This window comes from Ewingella sp. C233, from assembly GCF_055407225.1.
In genome coordinates this window covers 1,975,306-1,992,723 of sequence record NZ_JBUZRI010000001.1, presented here as the reverse complement: position 1 = coordinate 1,992,723, position 17,418 = coordinate 1,975,306, and the positions used below count along the sequence as shown (strand labels likewise).

16 protein-coding genes are annotated in these 17,418 nt (G+C 49.4%); 7 read left to right on the top strand and 9 right to left on the bottom strand.

The window, feature by feature from the left end; all coding sequences use genetic code 11:
• Positions 1 to 264: 264 nt before the first annotated feature.
• Both ACZRKO_RS09040 and ACZRKO_RS09035 read right to left on the bottom strand, forming a co-directional pair.
• Entirely contained in the window at positions 265 to 1,197 is a 933-nt protein-coding gene (locus tag ACZRKO_RS09040) for a Kdo(2)-lipid IV(A) acyltransferase (protein WP_463736864.1), read from the bottom strand.
• A 425-nt stretch (positions 1,198 to 1,622) separates the two neighbouring features.
• Positions 1,623 to 2,720: an NADH:flavin oxidoreductase/NADH oxidase gene (locus ACZRKO_RS09035; protein WP_463736863.1), complete on the bottom strand. Its 1,098-nt coding sequence runs from the start codon at positions 2,718 to 2,720 to the stop codon at positions 1,623 to 1,625.
• Positions 2,721 to 2,994: 274 nt separating this feature from the next.
• On the opposite strand from ACZRKO_RS09035, the gene trhO reads away from it, so the two are divergent.
• Positions 2,995 to 4,050: an oxygen-dependent tRNA uridine(34) hydroxylase TrhO gene (trhO, locus tag ACZRKO_RS09030; RefSeq protein WP_463736862.1), complete on the top strand. Its 1,056-nt coding sequence runs from the start codon at positions 2,995 to 2,997 to the stop codon at positions 4,048 to 4,050.
• A 107-nt stretch (positions 4,051 to 4,157) separates the two neighbouring features.
• Here the strand turns inward: trhO and ACZRKO_RS09025 are convergent, their stop codons facing one another.
• From ACZRKO_RS09025 to pyrC, 5 genes are all read right to left on the bottom strand, one after another.
• On the bottom strand, positions 4,158 to 4,817 hold the full coding sequence (locus ACZRKO_RS09025) for a LuxR C-terminal-related transcriptional regulator (protein WP_463736861.1): 660 nt from the start codon (positions 4,815 to 4,817) through the stop codon (positions 4,158 to 4,160).
• A 219-nt stretch (positions 4,818 to 5,036) separates the two neighbouring features.
• The gene (solA, locus tag ACZRKO_RS09020) at positions 5,037 to 6,152 is read right to left on the bottom strand and encodes an N-methyl-L-tryptophan oxidase (protein ID WP_463736860.1); all 1,116 of its coding nucleotides are present in this window, start codon (positions 6,150 to 6,152) and stop codon (positions 5,037 to 5,039) included.
• Between the two features lie 199 nt (positions 6,153 to 6,351).
• On the bottom strand, positions 6,352 to 6,606 hold the full coding sequence (gene bssS, locus ACZRKO_RS09015; RefSeq protein WP_463736859.1) for a biofilm formation regulator BssS: 255 nt from the start codon (positions 6,604 to 6,606) through the stop codon (positions 6,352 to 6,354).
• Between the two features lie 358 nt (positions 6,607 to 6,964).
• Entirely contained in the window at positions 6,965 to 7,210 is a 246-nt protein-coding gene (gene dinI / locus ACZRKO_RS09010; RefSeq protein ID WP_463736858.1) for a DNA damage-inducible protein I, read from the bottom strand.
• Positions 7,211 to 7,334: 124 nt separating this feature from the next.
• The gene (pyrC, locus tag ACZRKO_RS09005) at positions 7,335 to 8,384 is read right to left on the bottom strand and encodes a dihydroorotase (RefSeq protein ID WP_463736857.1); all 1,050 of its coding nucleotides are present in this window, start codon (positions 8,382 to 8,384) and stop codon (positions 7,335 to 7,337) included.
• Between the two features lie 226 nt (positions 8,385 to 8,610).
• Between pyrC and ACZRKO_RS09000 the strand changes: the two genes are divergently transcribed.
• Positions 8,611 to 8,898 (top strand): putative quinol monooxygenase, encoded by a 288-nt coding sequence (locus tag ACZRKO_RS09000; RefSeq protein WP_463736856.1) that lies wholly within the window; start codon positions 8,611 to 8,613, stop codon positions 8,896 to 8,898.
• 89 nt (positions 8,899 to 8,987) lie between these two features.
• Here the strand turns inward: ACZRKO_RS09000 and rne are convergent, their stop codons facing one another.
• A complete protein-coding gene (gene rne / locus ACZRKO_RS08995) occupies positions 8,988 to 12,296 on the bottom strand; it encodes a ribonuclease E (RefSeq protein WP_463736855.1) in 3,309 nt (1,102 codons plus the stop codon).
• A 591-nt stretch (positions 12,297 to 12,887) separates the two neighbouring features.
• On the opposite strand from rne, the gene rluC reads away from it, so the two are divergent.
• Positions 12,888 to 13,850 carry a 23S rRNA pseudouridine(955/2504/2580) synthase RluC gene (gene rluC / locus ACZRKO_RS08990; protein WP_463736854.1) on the top strand — a complete coding sequence of 321 codons (963 nt, stop codon included), beginning with the start codon at positions 12,888 to 12,890 and terminating at the stop codon, positions 13,848 to 13,850.
• Between the two features lie 59 nt (positions 13,851 to 13,909).
• On the opposite strand, the gene ACZRKO_RS08985 is transcribed toward rluC, so the two are convergent.
• The gene (locus ACZRKO_RS08985) at positions 13,910 to 14,506 is read right to left on the bottom strand and encodes a Maf family protein (protein ID WP_463736853.1); all 597 of its coding nucleotides are present in this window, start codon (positions 14,504 to 14,506) and stop codon (positions 13,910 to 13,912) included.
• A gap of 141 nt (positions 14,507 to 14,647) precedes the next feature.
• On the opposite strand from ACZRKO_RS08985, the gene yceD reads away from it, so the two are divergent.
• From yceD to ACZRKO_RS08965, 4 genes are all read left to right on the top strand, one after another.
• Positions 14,648 to 15,172 carry a 23S rRNA accumulation protein YceD gene (yceD, locus tag ACZRKO_RS08980; RefSeq protein ID WP_463736852.1) on the top strand — a complete coding sequence of 175 codons (525 nt, stop codon included), beginning with the start codon at positions 14,648 to 14,650 and terminating at the stop codon, positions 15,170 to 15,172.
• A 12-nt stretch (positions 15,173 to 15,184) separates the two neighbouring features.
• A complete protein-coding gene (gene rpmF, locus ACZRKO_RS08975; protein ID WP_013576249.1) occupies positions 15,185 to 15,352 on the top strand; it encodes a 50S ribosomal protein L32 in 168 nt (55 codons plus the stop codon).
• A 61-nt stretch (positions 15,353 to 15,413) separates the two neighbouring features.
• Positions 15,414 to 16,448 carry a phosphate acyltransferase PlsX gene (gene plsX / locus ACZRKO_RS08970; protein ID WP_463736851.1) on the top strand — a complete coding sequence of 345 codons (1,035 nt, stop codon included), beginning with the start codon at positions 15,414 to 15,416 and terminating at the stop codon, positions 16,446 to 16,448.
• 6 nt (positions 16,449 to 16,454) lie between these two features.
• Entirely contained in the window at positions 16,455 to 17,408 is a 954-nt protein-coding gene (locus ACZRKO_RS08965; RefSeq protein WP_463736850.1) for a beta-ketoacyl-ACP synthase III, read from the top strand.
• The last annotated feature ends 10 nt before the right edge of the window (positions 17,409 to 17,418 follow it).

Below are 17,418 nucleotides of genomic sequence, written 5' to 3'. Positions count from 1 at the left end.
ATTGACTCTGAGCTGCTGATGAAAGTAGGTCAGAGAAGAGTAACTATCATTGAGCTGGATAATTATGCGCCTAATAATCAGTCACATCAATAATGTTACGGAAAAGTTAACGCATAAATAAAATACAGGTTCATTAATTTTGAAGGGCAGAGCTAGATCAAAGAGGATGCAAAAGAAGGGCGAAATCGTGAGGAAAAGCAGTAGTGCCAGATTCACTCGGGTTCCTGGCTGCTGTGGTGCCAGCCAGGAACCCGAAGCGGGGATTTATTCTGTCGCCTGATACAGAGAAGGTTCACCCTCAGGGCGGGTCTTAAATCGACGGTGTAGCCACATGTACTGTTCCGGTGCCAGGCGGATTTCGTTTTCTACCACTTTATTCATATAAGTGGCTGCAACGACTTCATCATCCAGTGGGAAATTTTCCACGGCTGGGTGTAACAGCAGCTCGTACCCTTTACCACCTTCAAGGCGACGGGGTGTGAAGGGAATGATCGCCGGTTTACCCATTCGCGCCAGCAGATAGGTGCCCGTGGTCGTGGCAGCTTTGTCAACGGCGAAGAAGGGTACAAAGACGCTGCTGCGAGGACCGTAATCGTGGTCCGGGGCGTACCAGATAATATCGCCCTGTTTCAGGCTGCGAATCATCCCTTTGAGGTCTTTGCGGTCAATCATCGCCTTGTTAGAACGCATACGTCCTTTAGTCTGGATCCAGTCCATCAGCTTATTGTCATGCGGGCGGTAAACGCCGACACCCGGATTGTGGATGCCAAAAATACGGGCACCCAATTCCAGTGTCAGAAAATGTACACCGATAAGCAATACACCTTGCTGGTTGTCGCGGGCTTTTTGAATATGTTCCAGTCCGCTGACCTTAAACCAGCGTTCGATGCGCCAGTCCGGCCAGAACCAGGCCATCCCTGTTTCAAACAGACCCATACCCACGGACTCAAAATTCTTCAGCACCATGTGATCGCGCTGTTCACGGCTCATGTCGGGAAAGCAGAGTTCCAGATTGCGCTGGGCGATATGAAAACGGCGTTTTAAGAAACGCATAGAGAAGCGACCGAGGCCTGTGCCCAGACGGTAAATGACCGGATAAGGCAAAAGCACCAGTAAATAAAGCAGCCCCAAACCCATCCAGGTTAGCCAGTAACGTGGATGGAGAAGGGAAAGTGTAAAGGTCGGTACATGAGTCATAAAATCCCTGCGCCAGTATCTAAGTAAGAAAATATAAGCTCTGTCTAGTGCAGTAGCCTGCCACGGGATAAACATCACAGTTTGGCCATGCAGCCAGCTGTGATTCAATTCCTGAAGCAAAGTGACATATTGTGGCACTTTTTTGGTTTCAGGTGAAAGGCAACGGCATTAATAGTTCATTTGATTTACATCCGCACGCAAACCGGTCAAATATGGTTTTCTTTATGAGCAAATCCACCGGCAAACGTACTATTTCGATCGATTGAATATCGGTACACAATGGCTATTTGTCAATTTAGCCGGGGGTTTTATTCAACGTGGTTATGTTTTTTGAGGTAAACAGAGATGAATTGGGGGAAGAAGTGACATAAACAAAAGGTGACGTAACGTCACCTTTTGTGTGATTTAGATGTGTTCACCGGACACTATTCGGAAAGAAATAATCCTTTTACATTACGGGGTTCGCTGCGCCAATACTGTTTAGGCGCACTGACTTTTGCTCCGAGTTTAGCGGCTGCATGCCACGGCCAGCGGGGGTTATAAAGGATACCGCGGGCCAGAGCGATCATATCTGCCTGACCGGTACTGATGATGGCTTCGGCCTGTTCAGGTTCGGTAATAAGACCCACAGCGATCACCGGCATCTGCACTTCCTGCTTAATTCTTTCTGCAAATGGCACCTGATAGTTAGGGCCGATGCTGATTTTCTGCTGAGGACTCAACCCGCCGCTGGAAACATGGATATAGTTACAACCCAGTTTATCCAGTGCTGTAGCCAGTGCGACAGATTGATCCAGATCCCAACCACCGTCGACCCAATCTGTTGCCGAAATACGCACTCCAATAGGCTTGTGAGCAGGAAAAACGGCGCGGATTTCCTGATAAATTTCCAGCAGCAGCCGCATACGGTTCTCAAGCGATCCGCCATACTGGTCGTTACGCTGGTTGGAAAGCGGTGACAGGAACTGATGCAGTAGATAGCCGTGGGCACCATGCAGTTCAAGCAGATCAAATCCCAGACGTTCGGCCCGTTTGACACATTCAACATAGGCGTTCTTCAACTGTTCGATGCGCCCCAACGACATTGCCTCCGGAGCAGCATCTGTATCTGCGAAGGGAATGGCGGACGGAGCGACAGTTTGCCATCCGCCCTGTTCGCGGGTCAGCTGTTTACCGCCTTCCCAAGGAGTATGGCAGGAGGCTTTACGTCCTGCATGCCCCAGTTGCAGGCCCAGCGGAATAGGGCTATTTTCGCGAATTGAAGTCACCAGACCTTTCATCGCTGATTCGGTTTCATCATTCCACAACCCTAAATCCTGAGGTGTGATGCCCCCAATTTCCTCGACGGCGGTTGCCTCAAGAATCAGCAGCCCCGCACCTGAAAAGGAGAGCTGTCCCAAATGGGCGTGGTGCCAGGAAGTTGCTTTGCCGTGATCGGAGGAGTACTGACACATCGGGGCGACAATTATACGGTTGGCTAAGGTCAAATCACCCAGTGAAATTGGTTCAAATAACTTGCTCATAATTTCCTCATTACCGTGGATGAATATCTGAATGTGACGAAACAGACAATTAATTGCTCATTTCAGGGTATCGCATTTCTGCGACATTGCATGGGCAGCCGGTTACTTTCTGCCCCTGTTTTACTGTAAATTTTGCAACGGGAGATGTCGCTTTTGTTGCTTTAATGTATGATGTTGCCGCTTGAAAAGTTGCATTTTGCTAACCTGATGCAGTCGATTCATCTTTAACGATATTCATTAAATACCACCTCCGCGAAAGACAGGAACGTACACCATGCCAGTGTTACATAACCGAATTTCTAACGAGGAACTGAAGGCACGCATGTTGGCTGAAACCGAGCCGCGAACCACAGTTTCTTTCTATAAATATTTCCATATCGAAGATCCGAAAGCTTTCCGAGATATGCTTTACGTTTGCCTGACCAAGCTCAATGTGTTTGGCCGCATCTACGTTGCGAAAGAAGGGATCAACGCGCAAATCAGCGTTCCGCAAAGCCAGTTCGAGGCATTCAAAACTGAACTTTTTGCCAGCCACGCGGCGCTCAATCAGGTCCGCCTGAATATCGCGCTGGAAGATGATGGTAAATCCTTCTGGGTATTACGCCTCAAAGTGCGTGAACGCATCGTTGCAGACGGCATTGATGACGATACATTTGACCCGTCAAACATCGGTGAATACCTCAAGGCCGAACAGGTCAATGCGATGATCGACGATCCAGACGCCGTGTTCGTGGATATGCGTAACCATTACGAATATGAAGTGGGGCATTTTGATCAGGCCCTTGAGGTGCCGTCAGATACTTTCCGCGATCAGCTGCCGATGGCTGTTGATATGCTGAAAGAAGACAAAGACAAAAAAATCGTCATGTACTGCACCGGTGGTATCCGTTGTGAAAAAGCCAGCGCGTATATGCTGCATAAAGGCTTTAAAAATGTCTATCATGTGGAAGGCGGGATTATCGAATACGCCCGCCGTGCAAAAGAGCAGGGCCTGCCGGTAAAATTTAAAGGGAAGAACTTTGTCTTTGATGAGCGCATGGGGGAGCGGATTTCAGACGACGTGATCGCCCATTGTCACCAGTGCGGCGCAGAATGTGATGACCATACCAATTGCAATAATGACGGTTGCCACCTGCTTTTTATCCAGTGTCCAAGCTGCGCGGCTAAATTTGACGGTTGCTGCAGTGAGATTTGCCAGACAGAACTGAAGCTGCCGCGTGAAGAACAGCGCGCTTTACGTGCTGGCCGCGAAAATGGCATCAAGATCTTCAATAAGTCCAAAGGATTGTTGCAGACCACCATGCATATTCCCGGGCCAGAAAAAGAGTGATTGTCTGAGCGATTTGCTGTCAGCCAGTCAAAGCTCTGGAAACTGAGCTTTTTTTATAGAAATAAAAGGCCAGTAATATGGCCTTAAATGGAATGAGGTCAGGGTTGTTACTTGTACAACGTCAGGATCTCTTCTTTGGCCTGACGGCTGAGTGGTGCCCGTGACAGTTGATCAATAGGCCAGAACAGATACTTAATAAAATTATAAATGAAGCAAAATTCCAGCCTGTTCCTTACTTTTATTTTTTGCGCCAGATGGCGCTTATGCACATAGACAGTACGGCTGCTAATTTCAAGCTTTCGTGCAATGCGGTAGTTTTGCATTTCAGACATCCAATAATTCATGACCAGTATTTCCTGATCGCTAAAAATAGAACGGCTGACATAGTTCATCGGCGAAGACAAATAACTACCCGGATTCGTGACAATACTTTTCAACAAGCTGGTCACAAGCTGTTTATTCAAAATAGACACATTACGGGTTACTGAAATAGGGATATCGGTCACGGGATATTGTGCATCGACATAACAAAACATTTTTACATTATGCACAAGGTCAATGAATTGCTGCAACTGTTGAGATAATTCTGAATGCTGACAGTAGGTTGTGGCATTGATGAGGATCAGGTCAGGTTGAAATGCCGGGATTTCTTGCATGGCTTGCGTAATATTGTCGCAGTCCAAAATGTTAATTTTATCATTCTCAAGCAAAAAGGAATTTATACCGAGACGAGTAAAAACGCAGGATTCTATGACAAGTAAATTCATATTACTTCCTTGTTAGTGCGCATACGTTGCGCGGTAGTTATCACTCCTGTGATAACTGATGGAAGCATAAATTCATACATCTCACCCTGTCAATTCGAAAAAACTTGGGCATTTGTCCATAAAAAGGGATTAGAAATAAGAGCGTTAAATAATAACGAATTATCAGTCAGTTAATTCCCACCGGTTCGGGTCACCGGTGGGGAGATGAGGTGCAATATTTCAGGAAAAACGAGAAAGAGTGAAAGGCTGAAGATTAAATGCACTGGCCTGATTTCTTCCAAAGTCTGACACGATTTCTCCCAATACACTGGAGAATTTAAAACCATGACCACTCAGGCCGCTGATCACTAACGCATTACCGTGCCCTGGCAACGTATCAATGATGAAATCTTCATCTGCGGTCACATCATAGGTACAGGCTAAGCCATGCAGGCAAACGCCCACGCCCGGCAGATGGTGGCGCAGGAAATTAAAGACTTCAGTGCCATCCTGCGCCACCGTGCCAAAGGGTTTACGCTGTTCCGGGGATTCGATTGGTTGGCCGCCATTATGTTTGCCCAGTTTTAACGCATCTTTAGAAGATGGGAAACCATAGTACTGGTCACCCTTCAGGGTCTGGAAAGTGAAAGCGGGAAAATGGTTCTCTTCGCTGTAGCGGCCATCAGCATGATGCCAGGCAAAGACTTTACGTACCGGGCTGACAGGTAATTCTGGGTAGAGTTTCTTCACCCAGGTACCTGCGGTAATGGCTACCTTTGGCGCACGATAAGTTCCTTCATTCGTCGTCACGATAACACCCTGCTCGTCATAATCGATTGATTCGACTGGGCATTTAAACAACTGGGCACACCCTGCTTCGCGGGCCAGACGGATATAAGCCGAGATGGCTATTTCACTTCTCAAAAAGCCGGAGTCAGGCTCAAACACACCGCAGTAATCATCGCTGATACTGATTAGCGGCCATTTGGCGCGGATCTCTTCGGCGTTCATGGCAACAGTATTTAATCCATATTCGGCGGAGCTGCTTTTCACGTTGGTGATAAATTCCGAACCTTCAGGGCCGATGTTGATAACACCGCTGCGGTGGAAAATTTTCTCCCCCGTGGTTTCGGCCAGTTCATCCCAAAGGCTCTGCGCTCTGAGCAGCATAGGAACATACCGGGCACCTTCACCATACGCATGGCGTATGATTCGCGTCTCGCCATGGTGGCTGCCTTGTGAATGCGGTGGCATTGCGCTGTCAATCATCAGCACCTTTAGACCGGCACGCGTTGCGTAATATCCGGCTGCTGAGCCGACTGAACCACTGCCGATGACGATGAGGTCATATTCCATTTAATCCAGGCTCCTCTGATGACTTTTAACAATTCTGTGACGTGCATCATAGAGAGTTTCTGAGGGCAAAGGCAAGGCGTCTGCCTTATGAAAAGGGATTACATTCAAAGCGGAGGGGGAATGGGTGGGGTAGAAATGAGAAAGGCACCCTGACGTCAGTCGAGAGTGCCTTTAGAGTGAAGCGTCTTGCTTATCGATGTTAATGTTTACGATGATCAATATACTCATACTCGTTGGATTCAATCTTTTCTATGCCGGCTTCAAGAATGTTGATCAGCTGTCTTGCAACATCTGTGGTTAACCACAAGGTTCTGTCTACCTGAGCATCTTCTGCCGGTTGGTCTTTAGAAGACAGGTAATGCAGACGTATCATCATGGCGTCGTAAGAGTCCACGGTACTGATATCCCAACCTACAAGCGGGTGTGTCTGAATAACTTCATCATTTCTGTCCATATAGACCCCTTAATGGTAGTGACTAACATGAGTGACTAGCGAGGATCAAGGCGGCTCATTATCTTGTGAGCTTTTTCAGTATAAACATTTAAACGCAGTTGTGGCGGGCAATCGTGTATTAATGCGTAAATAAAGTGTGAAAAATAATGAAGGAGTAGGAAGTGATGCAGATTTAATACAAATTTCATGTCGAATGGATTGGGAAAATTTGAGCGAATAAGGGATAAAAAAACCGGACAGCGACGCCCGGCGAAAGTAGTACTGGCTCAGAGAGCCTAGTTTTATCAACCTGATTATTATTAATCCTATTAAAGCATCAAGCGCAGTCAGTATTGGACATAAACCAACCTAATAATGATTAGTCAGTCGTGAACCATTCATCCGCACTTTCCCACGTTTCCTGCAAAATTTCTTCAATGCGATCCCGGTCAGTTTTCGGCGCGCCTAAGACGGAGAGATTATTAGCTCCGGCATAACGCACCTGAATTTTATTATCACTGTCAGAAAACTGCTGGTTAATACGCTTACTTAATTCACCCGACAATGCTTCGATAGCACCAACTGGCAGAGGTTTGGTTTTATCTATAGTGACTTCAACTCGCATAAGACCTCCTGAATACATTTGACTGTATAAATATACAGTCAAATGGGGTGGTAAGCAAGCGCAGTTTTGGCGAACTTCAGGAAAACTCATGAGAGCAGGATTTTCGTCGTGCTCTCTTTTGTTTTTAGCAGGACGTTACTTTCCAATTCAACGTCTGCCCGGCAAGGAAGGGCACAACGGACTCGTTACCGAGGGCTATTTCTTCTGGCTGAATCACCGCGGTACGCGTCACTTCGATAAAGTCATCATTCAATGGTAACCCGTAGAAACGTGGGCCGTTCAGGGAGCAGAATGCTTCAAAATGTTGTAACGCGTTCATCTCTTCAAAAACGGTGGCATAAGACGGGATTGCCAGAGGCGCATTGAAACACCCTGCGCAGCCGCAGCTGGATTCTTTACGCCCTTTTGTGTGCGGTGCAGAGTCCGTACCCAGGAAGAAACGTTCTGACCCACTGGCAATGACCTCACGCAACGCCTGCTGATGAATATTGCGTTTGAGGATCGGTAAGCAGAACAGATGAGGGCGCACACCGCCTACCAGCATATGATTACGGTTGAACATGAGATGTTGGGGGGTGATGGTTGCACCCAGATATTGATTGCCTGCCTGAACGTACTGGGCGGCTTCTTTGGTCGTGATGTGCTCGAAAACAATTTTCAACTCTGGAAAATTCAGACGGAGAGGCTCCATCACTTCATCGATGAAACGGGCTTCCCGGTCAAAAATATCCACGTCGCTGTGAGTCACTTCACCGTGAATCAACAGTGGCATGCCGATGCTCTGCATGCGCTCCAAAATCGGGTAGAGCGCTTTAATGTCCGATACGCCATGCTGCGAGTTGGTCGTTGCATTCGCCGGGTAAAGTTTCGCTGCTGTGAATACCCCTTCAAGGTAACCGCGCGCCACTTCTTCAGGGTCCAGAGAGTCTGTGAGGTAACAGGTCATCAGCGGAGTGAAATTATGCCCTGCCGGGGTAGCGGCAATGATGCGATCACGGTAGGCGATCGCCGCTTGCACGCTGGTCACAGGCGGTGTCAGATTTGGCATAACGATAGCGCGGCCAAAAACTTCACTGGTGAATGGCAGAACAGTGCTGAGCATGTCGTCATCACGAAGATGAATATGCCAGTCATCTGGACGGCTAATTTTCAAAACTTGCGGTGTTGCAGTCATCGGGCAGAACTCCGGCATTGAGAGACAAGACGTTGGGATCAGGTGCAGTAATGGGAGCATTAACGGCGGGGAGCAAGAATAAGCGTAAATCTGTTTTGTTGCATCTGTTTAATAAAGTTAGCGTTGAAATCCGTGCGCTCTGAGGTCCATAGTAAGGGCAGCACATTGTAAACCATCGCTTTCATCCAGATTAGCGAAAGCCCGTTCTATACGAGAGGAGAGGATTATGGAAATCAGAGTCGTTGCAACTGTCATCGTCAAACCTGAATTTTTGAGTGAGGTAACGGAGGCATTGCATGAAGTGATTGAACCCAGTCGTCAGGAAATCGGCTGCCTGCAGTATGAATTACATCGCGATATTGACCATCCTGAAACCTTTGTTTTCTATGAGCGCTGGGCATCAAAAGAGGCGCTGTCACAGCATAATGACACTGAACACTTTGTGAACTTTGCGCGACGTCTGGAAGGCAAACTGGTTCGCCTTGATATTAAACGTCTCAAAACGGTTGCCTGATTTTCAGGGAAGTTTGTCTGACGAAGACTGAATACTGGTAATAAAAAACCCGCCGAAGCGGGTTTTTTTATAAACAGATGTTATGCCTGTTACTCAGTTGGCATGGTCGGTTTGGTTGCTGGCGCGGTTGCCGTGCTAACTGCTGCATGACCGCCTGCAGAACCTTTGCCTTCAAAGTCGAATTCCGGGCGAACCCAGTCGCTTTGAGGTGCCGCTGCCTGAACATAGGCCGGAGCCGGTGCTTTAGTCATCGGCGCGGTAGCATGGTGCTTGAAGCGTGGAGCCAATTCAGCCGGAGCTGCGACAACAGTTTGCTGTGCCGGAACCGCTGCGGCTGGAACCACCTCTACCACAGGCTCAGCGACCACAGCGGCAGGTTCAACAACCAACGGCTGTTGTGCTTCAGGTTTCACTTCAACCACAGGTGTCGGTTCAACCGGCTCAGCAGTTTTAGCTTCAATCAGTACAGGCTCATCAGCAACTGGCTTTGCAGCCGTTACTTCAGGTTGTTCCTGCGACTGTTCCACCGGGGCATTAACCACTTCTGGTTCGGCCTGAGCAGGTTCGAATGCTTTCACTTCAGTGGTGGTAGCCACCTCAGGTGCAGCTTGCACCGCCTCAGCCACAACGTCAGCGTGCTCGTTCAACACAGGAGTATTTTCCTGAGCAATCTCGACCTGGCTTGCCAATACTTCAGCCTTGTCAGCTGCAGCTTCCTGAACGTCATGCTGCTCAGTGGACTGTGCTACTGGGTAAGTGATCCACACTTTACCTGATGCCATTTCCGGAGAAACAAATGCACCTGCCAGCGGCATTGGTGACTGTGTCGGATAACGCTCGTCACGGTAACGGCGACGACGCTGACCACTAACACGCAGATGACGAGGTGAACGGCGTGAACGACGTGGCATGCCACCCTCACGACCATTTTCAGCCTGGTTGTCATCATTGTCATTGTTCGCAACAGTTTCTGCTTCAGGCGCTGCTTGTGCAATTTCACGTGGTTCCTGTGAAACTACAGCAGACGGCATCACACCTGTGATCAACTGTTGGGCCGCGGCTTCAGCTTCGTGATCCACTTCTGGCTCGAAACGGACTTTCTGAGAAAGTGAACGACGCTGACGACGCTGTGCAGGCTGACGATCTTCCTGTTCAGTTTCTTCAGCAGCAACTACAGGAGCAGCGATAACGGTTTCCTGAGCGACGAGCTCCTGAGGTTTATCTTCCTGCGGGCCTTTGCGTTTGTCATCTGAGCGACGGCGAGAGCGATCGCCACGTTCACGACGCGGTTGCTGCTGCTCATCACGTGAAGAAGTTAGGGTATCAACGTCTTGTTCAGTAACCACTTCAGAAGCAACGGCAGGCTCCTGATTACGACGGTTGCGACGCTGATCTTCACGAGGCTCACGGCTGTTTTCACGAGTATCACGACTTTCGCCACGGTTATCACGGTTGTTTTCGCGACCTTCGTTGCGGTTATCGCGGTTACCACGATCGCTGCGTTCGCCACGTTCACCGTTACGTTCACGGCGTCCACCACCCTGACGACGTTGATTACGACGTTCACCATTACGGCGATTTTCGTTTTCAGCGGTCTCAGTTTCAACTTTTGGCGCTTCGGCAGGCTTAACTTCGGCTTGAGGTTCTGAAGCAAACAGGTTTTTCAAACCACTGAGCAGGCGGCTGACAAAACCAGGTTTCTCGGCAGCAGATGCAGTGACCGTTGCCGTACGAGTTTGTAGTGGTTGCTCAACTGCATCAGGCTGTTCGAAAGAGGACGGTGGCGCTTCGCCTTGCAGGGCAAACGCTGCCAGAGCAGGTTGTTCAGGGCGTTTGCGCTCGCTAGGCACTTCTTCTGAAGGCTGCAGCATTTCAGCTTCATGATGCTTAGGCAGCAGGTAGCTTAGTACTGAAGACTCTTCGCCCTTCCGAACACGCAGAACCGAGTAATGCGGTGTTTGCATCTGATCGTTAGGTACGATCACTGCACGCACGCCACCCAGACGCTTTTCAATGGCGTTCACGGATTCACGTTTCTCATTGAGCAGGTACGAAGCAATCGGTACCGGAACAATAGCGTGAACTTCCTTGGTATTCTCTTTCAGCGCTTCTTCTTCAATCAGACGCAGAATTGACAGTGACAGGGATTCGTTATCACGAATAGTCCCGGTACCCGCACAGCGCGGACAGATGTGATGCGTTGACTCACCCAGTGATGGGCTCAGCCGTTGACGCGACATCTCCAGTAAACCAAAGCGGGAAATACGGCCAATTTGAATACGTGCACGGTCCTGACGAACGGCATCGCGCAGACGGTTCTCAACTTCACGCTGATGGCGCACAGGCGTCATATCGATAAAGTCGATAACAATCAGGCCACCGAGGTCACGCAGGCGTAACTGGCGAGCAATTTCATCTGATGCTTCCAGGTTGGTATTGAAAGCCGTTTCTTCGATATCGCCACCGCGGGTTGCCCGTGCGGAGTTGATATCGATAGCTGTCAGCGCTTCGGTGCTGTCGATGACAATCGAGCCACCAGAAGGGAGACGCACTTCACGCTGGAACGCGGACTCAATCTGGGATTCAATCTGATAGTGGCTGAACAGAGGGATCTCACCAACGTAGGGTTTGATTTTGCTGCTGAAATCCGGGCGGCCTAAGGCAGCGATATGTTCTTTCGCCAGCTCAAGGACTTTCGGATTATCAATCAGGATCTCGCCAATATCAGGGCGCAGATAATCACGGAATGCGCGGACAATGACGTTGCTTTCCTGATGAATCAGGAAAGGAGCAGGGCGACCTTCAGCGGCTTTCTTAATGGCGTCCCAGTGTTTCAGACGGAAAGTCAGGTCCCACTGCAGTGCTTCAGCAGATTTACCAACACCTGCGGTACGCACGATGAGGCCCATGCCATCTGGCAATTGCAGAGAGGACAGGGCTTCTTTCAATTCAGTACGGTCATCGCCTTCAATGCGGCGGGAAATACCCCCAGCACGCGGGTTGTTTGGCATTAACACTAAATAGCTGCCGGCCAGGCTGATAAACGTCGTCAGCGCTGCACCTTTATTACCACGTTCTTCTTTATCAACCTGAACAATGACTTCCTGGCCTTCGCGCAAAACATCTTTGATGTTAGGGCGACCATGCGAGGCGTAATTGTTAGGGAAGTATTCGCGGGAAATTTCTTTGAGAGGGAGAAAACCGTGTCGTTCCGCGCCATAGTCAACGAAAGCCGCTTCAAGGCTAGGTTCTATGCGGGTGATTTTACCTTTATAGATATTGGCTTTTTTCTGCTCATGGCCCGGACTTTCAATATCCAAATCATACAGCCGCTGTCCATCTACAAGGGCAACGCGCAACTCTTCTTGCTGAGTCGCGTTAATCAACATTCTTTTCATCTTAACTTACTCGTTATTTTTCCATTATTGATAGAGCTGCGGGCAAAATGACCTCATGACCGGGTAAACCGTTGGCCCCGAGTCTTCTCGCAAAGTCGTCAACCTCACGGTTGTCGCTTGCATAGGGGCGCATTATTTCGGTAAGCCTGCTTTTGCCGTTTTAAGAACACCAGCGTTGTGAAAGCAGTACTTTTATTAGGGGAATAGCTTCTGAATTTAGGTTAACAGATCTCATTCCATTTGCCGGCCAAGCTGCAACCCGCAGCCCGCTAATTGCTTGATTTCACATTACGTCTTACGCCATTGCTGCGCTTTTGTGCGATCAGGCAAATCTATAATTCCTGCGTTTTCCCTAACTTAAGAGAAACAACGCGGAAAGTAACCTCATTATTCCATTGCAAGCACCGTGATAGCAAGGTGACTTTAGCGCTTGCAGTAAAGATTCTTATGCATATGCGAGATGTGCCGCATTGATAAACCTCTTATCGGATGCAGTCCGTCGAGTTTTCCTTGTCGGTTGCTGGTAAACTATGAGTTAAGCACATAAAAACCTGTGGCGCGAAACGTGCCGGATATTTAGAATCGCCAGCCATGAAAACTGAGAATCCATCTGTACAATTAATTCCCATTTCCGAAGACGAAGCCGGGCAGCGCATCGATAACTTCTTACTCAAAATCCTTAAAGGCGTGCCGAAGAGCATGATTTACAGGATTGTGCGTAAGGGGGAGGTTCGGGTTAATAAGAAACGCATAAAACCAGAATATAAATTATTGGCCGGCGATGAAGTACGGGTTCCACCTGTGCGCGTTGCTGAGCGCGATGAAGTTCCCGTCTCTGCCAAGCTGGATAAGGTCGCGGCGTTGACCGACTGCATCCTGTACGAAGACGACCACCTGCTGATCCTCAATAAACCTTCTGGCACGGCTGTCCATGGCGGGAGCGGCCTGAGCTTTGGCGTTATCGAAGGTTTGCGTGCTCTGCGCCCTGAAGCGCGGTTCCTTGAACTGGTGCATCGTCTGGACAGGGACACTTCCGGCGTGCTTTTGGTCGCCAAAAAACGGTCAGCACTGCGTTCGCTGCATGAGCAGCTGCGTATGAAAGGCATGCAGAAAGATTATCTCGCGCTGGTACGCGGCGAGTGGCAATCGCACTGTAAAGTCGTTCAGGCGCCTTTGCTGAAGAATATTTTGCAAAGCGGTGAGCGTATCGTGCGCGTGAATGCTGAAGGGAAACCTTCTGAGACCCGTTTCAAGATTGAAGAGCGGTATGAGTTTGCGACCTTGATCAAAGCCAGTCCGGTAACGGGCAGAACGCATCAGATCCGCGTCCATGCGCAATATGCTGGGCATCCGATTGCTTTTGATGACCGCTATGGCGATCGTGAATTCGACGGGCAACTCGCCGGTACTGGCCTGAATCGCCTGTTCCTGCATGCTGCGGCTTTACGTTTTGAACATCCAGGTACTGGCGAGACAATGCGTATTGAAGCGCCGCTGGATCTGAAGTTGCGCAATTGCCTGAAGAAACTGCGGCTGAAACCCGCGAGGTCCTGAGCCTGAAAACATAATGAATAAAGCGCTGAAAGGCGCTTTATTCATTTCTGACGTTTCCCTTAGCGGAGCAGTGGATTAATCCCCTTAGCCCGTAAGCACGCCAGCAACGCAATTAGCGGCAAGCCAATGAGGGTATTGGGGTCTCTGCCGCTGAGTCGCTCAAAGAGACTGATGCCGAGACCTTCGCATTTAAAACTGCCAGCACAGTCGTAAGGCTGCTCTGCCCGTAAATAACCCCGAATTTCATCGACAGTCAGGTGGCGGAAAGTCACGTCAAAGGTTTCGCACAGTGTCTGCGCCTCGCCGGTATCACTGTCGACAAGCGATAAACCGGTGTAAAAAGTGACAGTCTGTCCGCTGGCGGCCTGGAGTTGTATCAACGCGTTATCAAAGGTATGAGGCTTGCCGGTAATGTGCCCGTTAATCGCACACACCTGATCCGAACCAATGATGTAATGGCCCGGATGTGAAAGAACTAATGCGCGCGCTTTTGCTTCTGCCAGCCTTTGCACCAGCTCCCCAGGGAGTTCGCCGGGATGCGGTGATTCGTCAATATTTGGCGTAGCACTGGCGAAACCCAGCATTGTTTTTTCCAGCAACGCCCTGCGATAGGGCGATGTGGAGGCCAGTAACAACTTTTTAGGCGGGAGATTCATAATTTTTTCCACAAAGCATAGCGTTATTGAATCGCACATTTTAAACTGTCTGCCGCTGCGGAAGCGAATATTGGTGAAAGGTGCGGTTTTAAGGCCTTTTTCTTTGACTCTACGTCGTTACAAAGTTAATATGCGCGCCCTATGCAAAAAGTAAAATTACCCTTGGCCGTTGATGCGGTTCGTACAGCCCAAAAGCGTTTAGATTACTCCGGTATCTATGTGCCTGAACAGGTAGCACGGTTAGCAGCATCAGTGGTTAGTGTTGATTCTGATGTCCAAACCTCGTTGTCGTTTGATATCGACAATCTGCGTCTGGCGGTCATTAATGGCCAGTCTGAAGTTACTGTAACTCTGGAATGCCAGAGATGCGGTAAGACGTTTGAACATCAGGTTCACGCAACGTATTGTTTTAGTCCTGTCCGCAATGATGAACAGGCTGAGGCATTACCGGAAGCGTACGAGCCGATTGAAGTCGATGAGTTTGGCGAAGTCGATCTGCTGGCGATGATTGAAGATGAAATCATTCTTTCATTACCTGTCGTTCCGGTACATGAATCTGAACACTGTGAAGTGTCCGACGCGGACATGGTGTTTGGTAAACTGCCTGCAGAGGTGGAGAAACCAAATCCATTTGCCGTATTAGCGAGTTTAAAGAAAAGTACTTAAGGAGTAAGGTCCATGGCCGTACAACAAAATAAACCAACCCGTTCTAAACGTGGCATGCGTCGCTCTCACGATGCTCTGACCACCTCCACTCTGTCTGTGGACAAAACTTCTGGTGAAACTCACCTGCGTCACCATATCACTGCCGACGGTTTCTACCGCGGTCGCAAGGTAATCGGCTAAGATTTGCTTGCTACTTATTTGCGTGATCAATCATGGTGATAAGTACTAGCAAGGCGATTCCTTGACTCGTCTAACCATTGCGTTAGATGTAATGGGCGGGGACTTCGGTCCTTCGGTCACAGTGCCTGCTTCATTGCAGGCACTGACCTCTAATTCTGAACTCAATCTTCTTCTGGTCGGCGATCCCGACGCAATCACACCATTTCTCGCTAAAGCCGATGTTTCCCAAATGGAAAGAATTCGGATTATTCCTGCTGAATCAGTTATAGCCAGTGACGTTCGTGCATCGCAAGCTATTCGAGCCAGCAAGGGCAGCTCAATGCGTGTGGCGTTGGAACTTATCAAAAGCGGAGATGCTCAGGCCTGTGTCAGTGCTGGAAATACCGGGGCATTGATGGGCTTGGCAAAAATGGTAGTTAAGCCTCTGGAAGGTATAGAACGCCCGGCTTTGATGACGGTTTTACCGAATCAACAGCGCAGTAAAACGGTGGTGCTTGATCTGGGGGCGAACGTTGAGTGTGACAGCACAATGCTGGTCCAGTTTGCCGTGATGGGATCGGTGATGGCCGAAGAAGTTATCGGTATCCCCAACCCGCGCGTTGCCTTACTAAATATTGGTGAGGAAGAGTCAAAAGGGCTGGATAACATCCGTGACGCGGCTGCAATTCTAAAAAATACTCCCGCGATCAACTATATCGGCTATCTTGAAGGCAATGACCTCCTGACCGGTAAGACGGATGTGATGGTGTGTGACGGTTTCGTTGGGAATGTCACCCTCAAAACCATGGAAGGTGTAATAAGGATGTTTTTGTCACTGTTAAAATCCTCTGGGGAGGGTGGCAAGAAGGCCTGGTGGCTGAAATGGTTAGGCCGTATCTTGCAGAAGAAACTCGCAAAGCGCTTCGGCCATCTCAATCCAGACCAGTATAATGGCGCATGTTTGTTAGGATTACGGGGCATCGTTATTAAAAGCCACGGCGGGGCAAACCAGCGAGCGTTTGCTGTCGCTATCGAACAGGCTGTGCAGGCGGTGCAGCGGCAAGTTCCTACACGGATAGCCGCGCGCCTTAAGGCTGTATTACCCAAGAGTGACTGATCGTACATGTATACAAAAATTCTCGGTACGGGGAGCTATTTACCCGTGCAAGTTCGGACTAATGCCGACTTAGAAAAAATGGTGGATACCACCGACGAGTGGATTGTCACCCGAACAGGTATTCGTGAACGTCGCATCGCTGCGCCGGATGAGACTGTGGCCACAATGGGCTTGCATGCAGCAGAAAAAGCGCTTGAGATGGCCGGCGTCAGCGCAAGCGACGTGGGTTTGATCATTGTTGCAACAACCTCGTCTTCTCACGCGTTCCCAAGTTCAGCCTGCCAGGTGCAGAATATGCTGGGCATCAAGGATTCCGCGGCGTTCGATCTGGCTGCTGCCTGTGCAGGTTTTACCTATGCACTGAGCGTAGCCGATCAATATATTAAAAATGGTGCCGTGAAGTACGCGCTGGTGATCGGTTCCGACACCTTGTCGCGTAAACTCGATCCTGAAGATCGCGGTACAGTGATTCTTTTCGGTGACGGTGCGGGCGCGGTATTGCTTGGCGCATCCGAAGAATCCGGCATCATTTCTACCCACATGCACGCCGATGGCCATTACGGTAATCTGCTGACTCTGGCCTATCCGGACCAGTCGGCACCAGAAAAACCGGCGTATGTCACGATGGCGGGCAATGAAGTGTTTAAAGTCGCGGTGACTGAGCTTGCACATATCGTTGATGAAACGTTGCAGGCCAATAATCTCGACCGTTCTGAGCTCGACTGGCTGGTGCCGCATCAGGCGAACCTGCGCATCATCAGTGCAACAGCCAAGAAGCTGGGAATGGGCATGGATAAAGTCGTCGTGACTCTGGATCGCCACGGTAATACTTCGGCGGCTTCTGTACCGACAGCGCTTGATGAAGCGGTGCGTGACGGACGAATTCAGCGCGGGCAATTAGTGTTGCTCGAAGCATTTGGCGGTGGCTTTACCTGGGGCTCGGCGCTGGTACGTTTTTGATTTAACAGGA

Coding starts and splice junctions, on each gene's coding strand:
- ACZRKO_RS08985 (WP_463736853.1), bottom strand. CDS start 14,506: ATGAATCTCCCGCCTAAAAAGTTGTTACTGGCCTCCACATCGCCCTAT.
- yceD (WP_463736852.1), top strand. CDS start 14,648: ATGCAAAAAGTAAAATTACCCTTGGCCGTTGATGCGGTTCGTACAGCC.
- rluC (WP_463736854.1), top strand. CDS start 12,888: ATGAAAACTGAGAATCCATCTGTACAATTAATTCCCATTTCCGAAGAC.
- ACZRKO_RS08965 (WP_463736850.1), top strand. CDS start 16,455: ATGTATACAAAAATTCTCGGTACGGGGAGCTATTTACCCGTGCAAGTT.
- trhO (WP_463736862.1), top strand. CDS start 2,995: ATGCCAGTGTTACATAACCGAATTTCTAACGAGGAACTGAAGGCACGC.
- ACZRKO_RS09000 (WP_463736856.1), top strand. CDS start 8,611: ATGGAAATCAGAGTCGTTGCAACTGTCATCGTCAAACCTGAATTTTTG.
- rpmF (WP_013576249.1), top strand. CDS start 15,185: ATGGCCGTACAACAAAATAAACCAACCCGTTCTAAACGTGGCATGCGT.
- bssS (WP_463736859.1), bottom strand. CDS start 6,606: ATGGACAGAAATGATGAAGTTATTCAGACACACCCGCTTGTAGGTTGG.
- pyrC (WP_463736857.1), bottom strand. CDS start 8,384: ATGACTGCAACACCGCAAGTTTTGAAAATTAGCCGTCCAGATGACTGG.
- dinI (WP_463736858.1), bottom strand. CDS start 7,210: ATGCGAGTTGAAGTCACTATAGATAAAACCAAACCTCTGCCAGTTGGT.
- rne (WP_463736855.1), bottom strand. CDS start 12,296: ATGAAAAGAATGTTGATTAACGCGACTCAGCAAGAAGAGTTGCGCGTT.
- solA (WP_463736860.1), bottom strand. CDS start 6,152: ATGGAATATGACCTCATCGTCATCGGCAGTGGTTCAGTCGGCTCAGCA.
- ACZRKO_RS09025 (WP_463736861.1), bottom strand. CDS start 4,817: ATGAATTTACTTGTCATAGAATCCTGCGTTTTTACTCGTCTCGGTATA.
- ACZRKO_RS09035 (WP_463736863.1), bottom strand. CDS start 2,720: ATGAGCAAGTTATTTGAACCAATTTCACTGGGTGATTTGACCTTAGCC.
- ACZRKO_RS09040 (WP_463736864.1), bottom strand. CDS start 1,197: ATGACTCATGTACCGACCTTTACACTTTCCCTTCTCCATCCACGTTAC.